The sequence below is a fragment of the Catenibacterium sp. CAG:290 genome, assembly GCF_000437715.1.
GTDB classification, from domain to species: Bacteria; Bacillota_I; Bacilli_A; order Erysipelotrichales; family Coprobacillaceae; genus Catenibacterium; species Catenibacterium mitsuoka_A.
Window position 1 is genome coordinate 1 of the sequence record NZ_FR898770.1, and the last position, 13,589, is coordinate 13,589.

13 protein-coding genes and 1 other annotated feature are annotated in these 13,589 nt (G+C 33.8%); all 13 genes read left to right on the top strand.

Annotation, left to right across the window (positions count from 1 at the left end):
- Positions 1-149 precede the first annotated feature (149 nt).
- The 13 genes from QVO42_RS00885 to QVO42_RS00945 all read left to right on the top strand — a co-directional run bounded on the left by QVO42_RS00885 (position 150) and on the right by QVO42_RS00945 (position 13,528).
- Positions 150-1,268, top strand: a complete 1,119-nt coding sequence (locus QVO42_RS00885; protein ID WP_022424309.1) for a 6-phosphofructokinase — start codon at positions 150-152, stop codon at positions 1,266-1,268.
- 89 nt (positions 1,269-1,357) lie between these two features.
- Positions 1,358-2,281: a hypothetical protein gene (locus QVO42_RS00890; RefSeq protein WP_022424310.1), complete on the top strand. Its 924-nt coding sequence runs from the start codon at positions 1,358-1,360 to the stop codon at positions 2,279-2,281.
- A gap of 64 nt (positions 2,282-2,345) precedes the next feature.
- On the top strand, positions 2,346-3,626 hold the full coding sequence (gene tig / locus QVO42_RS00895; protein WP_022424311.1) for a trigger factor: 1,281 nt from the start codon (positions 2,346-2,348) through the stop codon (positions 3,624-3,626).
- A gap of 44 nt (positions 3,627-3,670) precedes the next feature.
- Positions 3,671-5,995: an endopeptidase La gene (lon, locus tag QVO42_RS00900; protein WP_022424312.1), complete on the top strand. Its 2,325-nt coding sequence runs from the start codon at positions 3,671-3,673 to the stop codon at positions 5,993-5,995.
- A gap of 1 nt (position 5,996) precedes the next feature.
- A complete protein-coding gene (yihA, locus tag QVO42_RS00905; RefSeq protein ID WP_022424313.1) occupies positions 5,997-6,593 on the top strand; it encodes a ribosome biogenesis GTP-binding protein YihA/YsxC in 597 nt (198 codons plus the stop codon).
- A gap of 73 nt (positions 6,594-6,666) precedes the next feature.
- The gene (locus QVO42_RS00910) at positions 6,667-6,969 is read left to right on the top strand and encodes a PTS sugar transporter subunit IIB (protein ID WP_022424314.1); all 303 of its coding nucleotides are present in this window, start codon (positions 6,667-6,669) and stop codon (positions 6,967-6,969) included.
- Between the two features lie 36 nt (positions 6,970-7,005).
- Positions 7,006-7,207, top strand: a binding site (T-box leader).
- Positions 7,208-7,236: 29 nt separating this feature from the next.
- Positions 7,237-7,872, top strand: coding sequence for a DMP19 family protein (locus tag QVO42_RS00915; RefSeq protein WP_022424315.1), 636 nt, complete (start codon positions 7,237-7,239; stop codon positions 7,870-7,872).
- On the top strand, positions 7,850-10,474 hold the full coding sequence (locus QVO42_RS00920; RefSeq protein WP_022424316.1) for a valine--tRNA ligase: 2,625 nt from the start codon (positions 7,850-7,852) through the stop codon (positions 10,472-10,474). The genes QVO42_RS00915 and QVO42_RS00920 overlap by 23 nt, the downstream gene beginning before the upstream one ends.
- Positions 10,475-10,755: 281 nt before the next feature.
- Positions 10,756-10,917, top strand: coding sequence for a hypothetical protein (locus tag QVO42_RS00925; RefSeq protein ID WP_022424318.1), 162 nt, complete (start codon positions 10,756-10,758; stop codon positions 10,915-10,917).
- A 49-nt stretch (positions 10,918-10,966) separates the two neighbouring features.
- Positions 10,967-11,371: a hypothetical protein gene (locus QVO42_RS00930; protein WP_022424319.1), complete on the top strand. Its 405-nt coding sequence runs from the start codon at positions 10,967-10,969 to the stop codon at positions 11,369-11,371.
- Between the two features lie 23 nt (positions 11,372-11,394).
- Positions 11,395-12,072, top strand: coding sequence for a RadC family protein (gene radC, locus QVO42_RS00935; protein WP_022424320.1), 678 nt, complete (start codon positions 11,395-11,397; stop codon positions 12,070-12,072).
- Between the two features lie 63 nt (positions 12,073-12,135).
- Positions 12,136-12,987 (top strand): rod shape-determining protein MreC, encoded by an 852-nt coding sequence (gene mreC / locus QVO42_RS00940; protein WP_288163506.1) that lies wholly within the window; start codon positions 12,136-12,138, stop codon positions 12,985-12,987.
- Position 12,988: 1 nt separating this feature from the next.
- Positions 12,989-13,528, top strand: a complete 540-nt coding sequence (locus tag QVO42_RS00945; RefSeq protein WP_022424322.1) for a rod shape-determining protein MreD — start codon at positions 12,989-12,991, stop codon at positions 13,526-13,528.
- Positions 13,529-13,589 lie beyond the last annotated feature (61 nt).

Sequence of the window (13,589 nt, forward strand, 5' to 3'; positions counted from 1 at the left end):
AGTGGACGTACATGAAGTAGCCACAGGGGGAAAGAATAAAACCTTCATTCAAAACAAAACTATTATCTTAAAATTAGAATGTACAATCAATAATGAATCGATAGAGTTCATTAACTGATTACGTACATATTATACGAGGAGGAAATATCATGAATTCAAAAGTTAAAAAAATTGCGCTATTATCTGGCGGAGGAGATTGTCCAGGCTTAAATGCGGTAATCAGAACAATCACTAAGATTGCGATTGAAAAATATAATTGGGAAGTTATTGGCTTTGTATATGGTTATCGTGGATTATATAATAATAATTATGTAGAATTAACTGTAGACAAGGTAGAGGATATATATAAGGAAGGCGGAACTATTCTTTATAGTTCTAATAAAGATAACCTATTCGATTATCTTGTAGATGATGGAAATGGTGGAAAAGTAAGAAAAGACGTCAGTGATGTAGGTGTAGAAAATCTTAAGAAAGATGGTGTTGATGTATTAGTTGTATTAGGTGGCGATGGTACATTAACAAGTGCTAGAGATTTCAGTAGAAAAGGTGTCAATGTCATTGGTGTACCAAAGACTATGGATAATGATTTAACTTCTACAGATTTAACATATGGTTTCATCAGTGCGATGAGTGTTGGTACTGAATTCATAGATCGTCTTCAGACTACTGCAAAATCACATCATCGTGTCATCTGTTGTGAATTAATGGGTAGAGAAGCTGGATGGATTTCATTATATGCAGGCCTTGCAGGTAATGCTGGTGTTGTATTGATTCCTGAAATTCCATTTACTATTGAAAATATTGCGGAAGCAGTTAAGAAACGTGATGAAGCAGGTCTTCCATATACTGTTATTGCAGTAGCTGAAGGTGCTAAGTATGCAGATGGTACAAAGTCAATCGGTAAGATTGTAGAAGATTCACCAGACCCAATTCGTTATTCTGGACTTGCTGCAAAGGTAGCTGATGATCTAGAAAAAGTCATTCCTAATCATGAAGTACGTTCTGTCAATCCGGGCCATATTATCCGTGGTGGTGATATTGATGCATATGACAGAATCTTATCTATCAGATTTGGTAATAAGGCATGTGCTATGATTGATGAGGGCTTATTTGGAAATGTTGTATCATTAAAGGGTGGCAACATGGAATATACTTCACTTGAAGAAGTAATTGGTGATGCGAAGTTTGGTAAGCAGAAGCTTGTTGATCCAAATGGAGATCTTGTTCAGGCTGCTAAGGCTATGGGCGTATCATTTGGTGATGAATAATAAGACAAGGACCTTACATTTAGTAAGGTTTTTTAATTATATTGACAGATAGTCTAATTTTGATAAAATTGAAACTCAAGGAGGCAAACATGATAGAAGAACTTATTGAAGAAGGCCAGTATCAAGTCGCATTAAGTCGTTTGACAGATATGGATGACGAGATGACTAGATATTATCGTCTTGTATGCTTGAATGCATTAGAAGATTATCAAAGATGTATGCAGGAAGGGGCCGTTGCTAAAATGCAGGCCAATAACACTTATTATGAAGTGACTGCTTTATATTTAAATGCTTTAAAAGAACTTGAAGAATATGAACAGGCAATTAATATTCTTATTGAAGAATTATCCATGCCTTATATCCCTCAGCAGTATGAAAACTTATTCAATGCAGTTTATGATGAAATTATTCTTATGAAGCAGGAAAAAAATTACCAGCTAGAAAACAAGAGTACCATAATGTCTGCACAGGAAATTGGTCGTCTGCTTGATAGAGATGAAGTGAATGATGATTTAATTTATATGGCACTTGATCAATTACAGCAGTTAAATATCCGTATGATCATGCCTGAAGTAGGAAGATTTTTAGAAAATCCTCATAAGTCATCTTTTGCGAAGACACTTATTATGGAAATTCTGATTGATCAGCAGGTGGATGAAGAATTCACTGTTGTAAAAGGTGATGAAACATATTATTTTAATGGCTCTTATAGTCCTTTGGTATTAGAAAGAGAATGTTATACATTGATTGGTAAATCTCTTTCAAGAGTATTAGAAGATGATAATCCTACGCTTCTCTCACAATGTCTCGATTATCTGGAATATTATCTTTATACTATTTATCCTAAGGATATTATGCCAGAAGACTGTGATCTAGTAGCAGCAACACTACATTATTACGTTGCAACATTACAGAATATGCCAGTTGATCCATCTGATATAGAAATTGACTACAATTGCGATTTATCAGACGTAGAAAAAGAAATATTAGCACTCAAACAATTAGAGTGTTAAATTGTTGCATTGCATGAATCTTTCATGTATAATAGCAATTGCAAATAGTAAAGGAGATTAAGAAATGAATACAGAAGTTAAAAAACTTGAGAAATCAATGGTTGAAATCAAAGCCGTTTTCGATACAGAAGAATGGGCAGCAGCTCAGGAAAAGGCTTTAAATAAGTTAGCTGGTTCAGTTAAGTTAGATGGTTTCAGAAAGGGACATGCTCCAAAGAATTTAATCAAAGCTAAGATTGGTGCTAAGGCATTAAGAGAACAGGCTGTTGAAGAAATCTTAAGCGAAAACTATGCTGAGATTTTCGTTGACAACAATGTAACTCCAGTTGCTCAGCCAACTGCAAACATTGTTAAATCTACTGAAACTGAATTAGAAGTAACTTTCACTTGTCCAGTTAAACCTGAATTCGAATTAGGTGAATACAAAGGATTAGAAGTTAAGAAGGCTCAGGTAAGAGTAACTAAGAAAGATGTTGAAGAAAGATTAAATGACTACCAGAAGCAGTTCGCTGAATTAGTAGTTAAAGAAGAAGGAACAGTTGAAGAAGGCGATACAGCTGTTATCGATTATGAAGGTTTCAAAGATGGTGTTGCTTTTGAAGGCGGAAAAGCAGAAAACTATTCACTTGAAATCGGTTCTCACTCATTCATCCCTGGATTTGAAGAAGGTCTAGTTGGTATGGCTGCTGGTGAAGAAAAAGAAATCAACTTAACTTTCCCTAAAGAATATCATGCAGCTGATTTAGCAGGTGCTGAAGTAGTATTCAAGGTTAAGGTTCATGAAATCAAAGCAAAGGTTTTACCTGAAATTGATGATGAATTAGCTAAGGATGTTAATATCGAAGGTGTTGAAACATTAGAACAGTTACAGGAAAAGATCAAAGATCAGATCAGAACTATGAAGAAGGCTGAAGCTGAAAACAAGTTCAATGAAGAAGTAATTAAGGCTGTTGTTGCAAACAATACAATCGATGTACCAGATGCAATGGTTGATAGCGAAGTTATGAATATTATTAACGAAATCAACCAGAACTTATCTCAGCAGGGATTAAACATTGAATTATACACTCAGATGACTGGTAAGACAATGGATGATATCAAAGCTGACGTAAGAGATCAGGCTGAAGAAAGAGTTAAGTTAAACTTAATCCTTGATGAAATCGTTAAGGCTGAAAACATTGAAGTGACTGATGCAGAAATGGAAGATGAAATGAAAGAAATCGCTACATACTACAACATGCCACTTGAAGAAGTTAAGAAGGTTCTTGGTGGTCAGGAATATGTAGTAAAGGGTGATTTAACTCACAGAAAGGCTCTTCAGTTAATTAAAGATAATGTGAAATAAGACGCCTACGCGTCTTATTTTTTCTAAGAAAGGAGAAATAGGTTATGGAAAATTTAAATGTAACAGTTGATCTTCCTGTTATTTGTACGCGTGGTATGCTTGTATTTCCAGGACATGAATTATCTTTGGATGTAGGACGTACATTTTCCTTAAATGCAATGGATTTAGCTGTAAGTCAGCACGACTCTAACATTGTATTAGTGTCACAGATCCATCCTTTAGAAGAAGAAATCAATTTTGACATGGTATATCACCATGCCACACTTTGTAAGATTACAAAACGTATTAAGAAAGATAATCATGGAACAATTAAACTTACTGTAGTAGGTGAAAAGCGTGTTGAATTAGAATCACTTTATACTGAAGGTGAATGCTATTATGCAAAGGTGCGCTATTTAGAAGACATTCATGGTGATCCTAATGAAGAAACTGCGCTAGTACGTAAGTTGACTGAACAGATGCAGTCAATGAATGGGGCAAGTCAGCTATTACCTAGAGAATTAATTTCAAATATTACTCATGGTTTATCAGCAAGTGAACTTGCTGATACTATTGGTCATTATATTAATTCTGATTTAGTGGAAAGAGAAAAGATTTTAGCTGAACCAGATATTAATAAACGTCTTTTGTTAGTTCTTGCATCTATGCAGAAGGAAAAGGCTATTAATGAAATTGAAAATTCTATCAATAATCGTGTTAAGAAGAGTATTGATGAAAACCAGAAAGAATTCTATTTAAGAGAAAAGCTTAAGGCAATTAAAGAAGAATTAGGTGATACACCTAATGGTGAGGATGAAGTTGAAAGATTCCGTTCTATGATTAAGGATAATCCTTATCCACAGAATGTAAAAGACAAGCTAACTGAAGAGTTAGCACGTTATGAAATGATGCCTTCTACTTCACCAGAAGCCAATGTCGTACGTACTTATCTTGACTGGATGACTAAGCTTCCTTGGTTTGAAATGACTGAAGATAATCAGGATATTACTAAGGTAGAAAAAATTCTTGATGAAGACCATTTTAGTTTAAAGAAACCTAAAGAAAGAATTGTAGAACAGCTTGCTGTTAAACAGATGACCCAGTCTTTAAAGGCACCTATTATTTGTTTAGTGGGTCCACCAGGTGTTGGTAAGACTTCTATTTCTAAGTCTATTGCACGTGCTTTAGATCGTAAGTTTGTGAAAATTTCTCTAGGTGGTGTGACTGATGAATCAGAAATCAGAGGTCATCGTAGAACATATTTAGGTTCTATGCCAGGTCGTATTATTCAGGGTATGAAAAAAGCAGGTGTTATGAATCCTGTCTTCTTATTAGATGAAATTGATAAGATGGCAAGTGATTATAAGGGTGATCCTACAAGTGCTATGCTTGAAGTATTAGACCCTGAACAGAATTCTATGTTCTCAGATAACTATATTGAAGAACCATATGATTTATCACAGGTTTTATTTATCGCAACAGCAAATGATCTAGGTGGTATTCCTGAACCATTACGTGATAGATTAGAAATCATTGAACTATCTTCATATACAGAACAAGAAAAATTAATGATTGCGAAAGATCATTTAATTAAGAAAGAGCTTAAGAATCATGGTTTGACTGATGAACAGTTAACTATTACTGATGATGCTTTAATGTATATTATTAGACACTATACACGTGAAGCAGGTGTACGTCAGTTAGAAAGATTGATTGCTGCTATCTGTAGAAAATCAGTATTAAAGATTCTTAAGAAAACAACTGATCATGTGGCTGTGGAAGTAAACGACTTAGAAGAATTATTAGGTAAAGCACCATTTGATCATACAAAGAAACAGCCTAAACCTCAGGTAGGTGTAGTCACTGGTCTAGCATGGACACAGTTTGGTGGAGATATTCTTCCAATTGAAGTCAATCACTTCAAAGGCAGTGGTAAATTCATCGTCACTGGTCAGCTTGGTGATGTCATGAAAGAATCTGCTTCAATTGCGTTAGACTATCTTAAGGCACATGCTGATAAGTATAGCTTAAAGGATATTGATTTTGATAAACAGGATATTCATATTCATGTACCTGAAGGTGCAGTAAAGAAGGATGGCCCTAGTGCTGGTGTTACTTTAACAACTGCTATCTATTCAGCTTTCACACAAAAGCCTGTACGTGATGATGTCGCAATGACAGGTGAAGTGACATTAACAGGTAATGTATTACCAATTGGTGGCTTAAAAGAAAAGTCAATTTCTGCACATCGTTCTGGTATTCATACAATCATTATTCCTAAGGATAATGCAAAAGATATTGATGATATTCCAGAATCAGTAAGAAACGATTTAACTATCATCACAGCAGATAATATTGATACTGTTTTAGAAAATGCGTTGGTAAAGTAATATGTATACAATAAAAAAAGCCGAATTCATGTTATGTGCAGCCTGGCCTAGTCAGTGGCCAGATGAATCATTACCTGAAGTAGTGATGGCTGGACGCTCAAATGTAGGTAAATCAAGTTTTATCAATACAGTAACTAATGTGCAGGGACTTGCAAAGGTTAGTTCAACTCCTGGTAAAACACGTACTCTTAATTTCTTTAATATTAATGATGAAGTAAGACTTGTTGATGTACCAGGATATGGCTATGCAAAGGTACCAAAGAAGATGTTGGAACAGTTCTCAGAAATGATTGACAATTACTTACGTAATAGAAAGAATCTAAAAGCGATGATTCTTATTGTGGATTATCGTCATAAACCTAAAGATGATGATGTAACAATGTATGATTATGCCAAGCATTTTGGTATTCCTGTTATTGTTGTCGCAACTAAAGAAGATAAACTAAAACGTAATGAACTTGTTAAAAATGAGAAGCTGATTAAAGAAACATTGGATTTTGATCCTAGTGACCACTTTGTCCGTTTTTCCAGCTTAAAGAAAAAAGGTGTCAGAGAAGTCTGGGATTGTATCTTAGAATTATGCGAAGAGAGATCATAACATCTCTCTTTTTTTCTTTCTTCACAAACGTCTTATTTTAGTATATAATGTGTCGCAAGAAGGGAGTTTTTTGATGATTAAGATTTTACTATGCTGTGCATCAGGGATGAGTACAAGCTTACTTGTAGAAAAGATGAAAAGAGCAGCGACTAAACAGAATGTCGAAGCTGAAATTTGGGCAGTGAACGCTGAAAACACAGATTTAAAGGATGTAGAAGCTGATATTATTTTCCTTGGACCACAGGTTCGTTATGCAAAGGAAGAAATTCAGAAAACTGTTGGTTCTATTCCAGTATATATGATTGGTATGAAGGACTATGGTATGATGAATGGTGATTCAGTTCTTGCCCAGGCTTTAGAATATCTAGGTAAATAAGTTCATTGACTTATAGTAAAGCCTTTGGTAGAATAATAACAAGCGTTGAAGAGGAGGAGTACAGTTATTCTTCTTAAAGAGACCTCTTGGCTGGTGTGAAAGAGGAGAGTGAAGACTGGAAGGTAGCCTTGGAGCATATTTGGTGAATGAAGTAGTCAGATACGTAATACTGCGTTAAAGTAAAGAGACATACAGAGTATGTGAAATAAGGTGGTACCACGATGCAGTCGTCCTTATGCACATGCTTTTTTTATTTAAGGAGGAATTATGGAATACAGAACACCGATATTGGTTGCTTTTACTCTATTTATAATCACATTATGTTATTTCTATTATAAGAAAACAAAAGCAATCAAAGACAAACAGATGGAAGAAGCGTTACGATTTGCGGATTTCAAAGATGAAAACAAGCATTTCACATCAGAAAAATTTGATGCATGCAGTGATAAGGATTTAGTCAATTTAATTGTTGCACGTATTGGTGATTTAGAAGATGAAGATGAAAACTTCCTAGATAAATTAAATATGGAAGAAAGAACTGTCTATGGTATCAGTCAGTTAAATGAATGTGTAAGTACTACTAAAACAATTAGATCTTTCTTTGAAACACCTGCTTATTCAGTATATGCGGATGAATTAGAAACTTATTTCAATAATGTGCGTGAACCGCAGATTGCAGAATTAGTAAAGAGTGCAAGAAGATTGAATGAAATCATGGAAAATGGTGAAGAAGATGAAGATATGGGTGATTATTCTTCTTATAATTTCTCAGACTTCACACATGAATATATTACTATGATTGCAGGTACTGATTTTATGCCAAAGTTAACTAAGTATATTAGAGAACATAAAGAATCATTTATTGAGGGGGACGAAACAAATGAAAAAAGAGTTACCGACTAAATATGACCATTTAGCTGTAGAAAAAGGTAAATATCAGCAGTGGTTAGATAAGGAATACTTTAAAGCAGGTGATTTAACAAAGAAGCCTTATAGTATTGTTATTCCACCACCAAATGTAACTGGTAAATTACATTTAGGACATGCATGGGATACTACTATGCAGGATATGATTATCCGTTATAAGAGAATGCAGGGTTATGATGCATTATGGTTACCAGGTATGGACCATGCTGGACTTGCAACTCAGGCTAAGGTAGAAGCTAGACTTAGAGAACAGGGTATTTCTCGTTATGATTTAGGTAGAGAAAAGCTTGTTGATAAAATCTGGGAATGGAAAGAAGAATATGCAGATATCATTCGTGCACAGTGGGCTAAATTAGGTTTATCACTTGATTATTCAAAGGAAAGATTTACTTTTGATGAAGGTTTATCAGATGCTGTTAGGGAAGTCTTTGTTAGATTATATGAAAAGGGATTAATCTACCAGGGTGAAAAGATCATTAACTGGGATCCAGTACAAAGAACTGCATTATCAAATATCGAAGTATATCATGAAGATATTGAAGGTCATATGTACTACTTCAATTATCATATTGTTGGTTCTGATGATATTTTAGTCATTGCCACTACACGTCCAGAAACAATGTTTGCTGACCAGGCAATTTTCGTACATCCTGATGATGAAAGATATAAGAAATATGTTGGTATGAAGGCAATCAACCCTGCTAATGGTGATGAATTACCAATTATGGCTGATAGCTATATTGATCTTGATTTTGGTACTGCTGTTATGAAATGTACACCAGCACATGACCCAAATGACTTCCAGCTAGCAAAGAAGTACAATCTACCAATGCCTAAGTGTATGAATGAAGATGGTACTATGAATGATTTGGCTGGTAAATATAAAGGAATGGATCGTTTTGAATGCCGTGAAGCTTTATTAAAGGATTTTGAAGAAGCAGGTGTTGTAGATCATATTGAAACTATTGTCCATTCAGTAGGTCACTCAGAACGTTCTCATGCAATTGTGGAACCTTATTTATCTAAGCAGTGGTTTGTAAAGATGAAGCCATTAGCTGAAAATGCATTAAAGAATCAGAAAACTGATGATAGAGTAGATTTCGTTCCAGAAAGATTTGAAAAGACATTCTCTAACTGGATGAACAACATTGAAGACTGGTGTATTTCACGTCAGGTATGGTGGGGACATCGTATTCCTGCATGGTATAACAATGAAACAGGTGAATTATATGTAGGCAGAGAAGCACCAAAAGACGTAGAAAACTGGACTCAGGATGAAGATGTTCTTGATACATGGTTCTCAAGTGCTTTATGGCCATTCTCAACTATGGGCTGGCCTAATACAGAAGATCCAATGTTTAAGAGATATTTCCCAACTGATACATTAGTTACTGGTTATGATATTATCTTCTTCTGGGTAAGCCGTATGATGTTCCAGTCAATCGAATTTACTGGTAGAAGACCATTCAAGAATGTTTTAATTCATGGTTTAATCAGAGATGAACAGGGTCGTAAGATGTCGAAATCATTAGGTAATGGTGTTGACCCAATGGATGTTATTGATGAATATGGAGCTGACTCATTAAGATGGTTCTTATTAAATAACTCTTCACCAGGAGCTGATATGCGTTATGTACCAGCTAAATTGAAATCTACTTGGAACTTCATTAACAAGATCTGGAACAGTGCACGTTATGTATTAATGAACATTGATGAAGATCAAAAGTTAGAAGAATTAGATTATGCAACACTTAACTTAGCTGATAAGTGGATCTTGAATAGATTAAATGAAGTAATCAGAAGTGTTGATGAAAATATGGATAAGTTTGAATTTATCAATGTAGGAACTGAATTATATCGTTTCATCTGGGATGATTTCTGTTCTTGGTATATCGAATTATCTAAACTTCATTTAACAGGTGATGATGAAGTTGCTAAGAAATCTGCATTAAACACACTTGTTTATGTATTAAATACTATTGTTAGATTATTACATCCAATCATGCCATTCGTTACTGAAGAAATCTATCAGGCTATTCCACATAAAGAAGAATCTATCGTTATTTCTAAATGGCCAGAAGTAAATCCAGAATATGATAATGATACAATCAATGATCAGTTTGCTTATTTAATTGATATTATCAAGGGTGTAAGAGAAATCAGACATACTTATGTTATCAAGAATAGTATTGAAGTTGATTATACAATCACTACTAAACAGGATGATCTTGAAGCATTATTAAAGGAAATTGCACCTTATGTCAGCAAACTAGTTAACGCAACTTGTGTAGGATATAATGTTCCAACAAGTAAGAATAATGCGACTGAAGTAATCAAGGGTGGTAATACACTTAATATTGATTTAGGTCAGTATATTGATATGGAAGCTGAAAAGGCAAAGGTTGAAAAAGAAATCAAGAAGCTTGAAGGTGAAATCAAGCGTGGTGAAGGTATGTTATCTAACCCTAATTTCACATCTAAAGCACCAGCTGCTAAAGTAGAAGCAGAAAAAGCTAAATTAGAAGATTATCGTTCTAAATATGCTGCAGCAAAAGAAAAACTTGCTAAGATGAACTAATCAAAAATCCCCATTTTGGGGATTTTTTTTAAGTAATTTCATTTCTTTAGACGTATAGATATAGTAGAGGGGGCAGAAAGGAGTAAAGATGTACGAGCTATCTACGAAAAGACAACAGCAGATTAATGGTGGAAGTGTTATGTATCGTATTATATGTGCACTTCTAGGTATTGCTGGCATGAAATTGTTGAGAGCATCTTTGAGTCATCTAAGAGGTGGAAGAGTAATAAGGATGAAATAGTTCATTTGTCTCATTTACAAAATTTTAGAAAGGAGTAAATATGTACGAATTATCCGTTAGTAGCCAGGAACAAATCTGTGGTGGTAGTGCATTGACATATATTATTTATGCATTACTAGGAGTTGCTGGATTAAAACTACTTAGATCTGCTAAGGGTCGTCTCAGATTAGGTCGTCTTATCACATTAGAATGGGGAAAATAAGAAGAGAAGGGTGCGATTCGCACCCTTATTTATAAGGAAGTGAAGGAAAATGGAAACAGTTGATAGAGAAGTAAGAATTGAGATAGATATAGTTGAATGTGTATTTACGATCAATGGATTAAGCATACAAAGAGTGGATGTATTAGAAAACATTGAGAAATTAGAGAAACAATTACTGAGACAAAAGAGACGATTATCAAGAAAGGAACAAAATTCAAATAATAGTAAAGCAGTTTTAGAGAAGATAAAGAAAATAGAGAATAAATTGGATAATGTCTATAATGATTATATGAATAAATGCATTAGTGTAGTGATAAAAAGTAATCCGACTTGTGTCGTGATTGTTGAGAATAATCAAAAGTTTTTACAAAAATATTATGAGTTTGTAATAAGAATGAAAGTAAGATGTAAAATGCATGGAATTGAATTCAAGGTGTTAAATACATATGCTTAAAAGGCAAATATGAGGTGGTATTTATGATTAAGGGACTTGAACAATCTTCTCAACCAAGAGAAAAAGCACTCTTAAATGGTATAGAATCATTGACGGATGAAGAACTACTTGCATTATTATTAAGAACTGGTAACAAGGAGCAGTCAGTTTTAGATTTATCTTCTACAATATTAAGAGAAATACAGGGAATGAGTGGATTTCATTCTATAACTTTTGTAAAGTTATTATCTTTTAAGGGAATCAATAAAGCCAAAGCGATAGGGATTATGGCTGCTTTAGAATTTTCTAAAAGAATTAATATGCATACAGATATGAATGAGATATATGATAACCCAGCTAAAGTTTTCTATCATTTAGAAAACAAGATGTCCCATTTATCGCAGGAACATTTCTTGATTATGATTTTAGATAATCATAATCGTTTGATTGCGGAAAAGACATTATTTGTGGGAAGTGTCAATATGTCCATTGTTTCTGCAAGAGAAATATTTAGAGAAGCACTTGCTTTTAATGGGGTTAGTATCATTTGTGTACATAATCACCCTTCAGGTGATGCACATCCTTCTGGTGAAGATATTAATATGACACAAAAGCTTATAGAACTTGGAAAAATGATGAATGTAGATATAGTGGACCATATCATTATTGGAAGAAATCAATATTATAGTTTTAAAGCAGAGAGGGTCTATTCTTCAATCTGATAACTGTTTTTCCTTATGATTGCATTTTTCAAAAAGAGATATTATAATGTATTCACCGAGGTGATGTCATTGTATAAAAAGAAGAAAAACAAGCATACAAGAAGAATGATCGTAATCACTGTTGTATTGATTGTGACATCTGTCTATGCTCTTGTATCAGGTATTACTGAACTGCCATTTTCAAGCGTATTTCAGGATACAATCGCAAATGCTGAATATTATGTTATCAAGGCACCAGTGAATTATGTGAAAAATGTATTTACTGAATATCATGATCTTAAGCTTGTTTATCGTGAGAATAAGAAATTGAAGCGTTCACTTGATAACTATGCGAGTGAGCTTGCAATGAATGAAGTATTATCAAATGAATTGTCGGAAATGAAGAAAATTACAAACATTGAATCTTTACCTACTGACTATAAAGTTAAATATACAACTATTATTGAAAGAGATGCTGAATCTTGGAGTAATCAGGTGAAGATTAATATGGGAAGTAATTCTCAGATTCAAAAAGGTATGGCTGTTATTACTTCTAAAGGAATGATTGGAACTGTTACTAAAGTAGGTACTATTTCTTCTACTGTGACATTACTTTGTTCAGAAAATAATAGTGTTCAGCTTCCTGTTATGATTGTAGATGGAGAAAATACATATTACGGTTTGGTCAACAGCTACAATGTAAAGGCGGGCACTTATAAGGTTTCTCTCTTATCTACAGTGGACAAGATTCAAAAAGGTTTAAATGTAACTACAAGTGGTTTAGGAGGAAAAGGAAAGTCTCCTAAAGGAATACTAGTAGGTAAGGTTGTAGGATTTAATGAAGGTACGGATGCATCAGGTAAATATGTTACTGTTAAACCTTCAGTTAATTTTGATTCATTGAACTATGTAGCAGTTGTACAGAGGGTAAACTAATATGAAGAATAATCAGATTTTGAAGAATTTCCTGATTATGTTTGTCTGTTTTTTGATTGATAGTGTCATCAATTTCTTTATTCCTACTAATATCAATCGTTCAGGTCTTACATTTGTTCCATGTATTGGATTACTTATGTTTTCTTTATTAACTATCACAGTTCATGACAAATCCGAAAGATTTTTCTTTAGTGCAGCATGTGGTCTATATTATACTGTTTGTTATTCTAATTCCTTAATGGTCTATATTCTGATCTATTGTGCTATTACATTTGTGAGAACATACATTTATAGAAACGATAACATGACTTGCTTAGAATTCATTGTTTATGCGATTCTTATTGTTACATTTAAGGAATTTGTTGTTTACTGGCTGATGCTTATTTCACGTTTTACTTATATTGGAGTTATTCAATTTATTACAATGAGATATCTTCCAACGTTAGTGATGAATGTAGTATTTGCGCCAATCGTGTATCTAGTCTATAAACAATTTGATATTTATATTGAACCAAATGATTTTGATATGAAAGATATTTAAGAGAAGGAGAGATTTTCTTCTCTTTTTTATTGTATTTTATTAAATTTTATGTTACTATGTC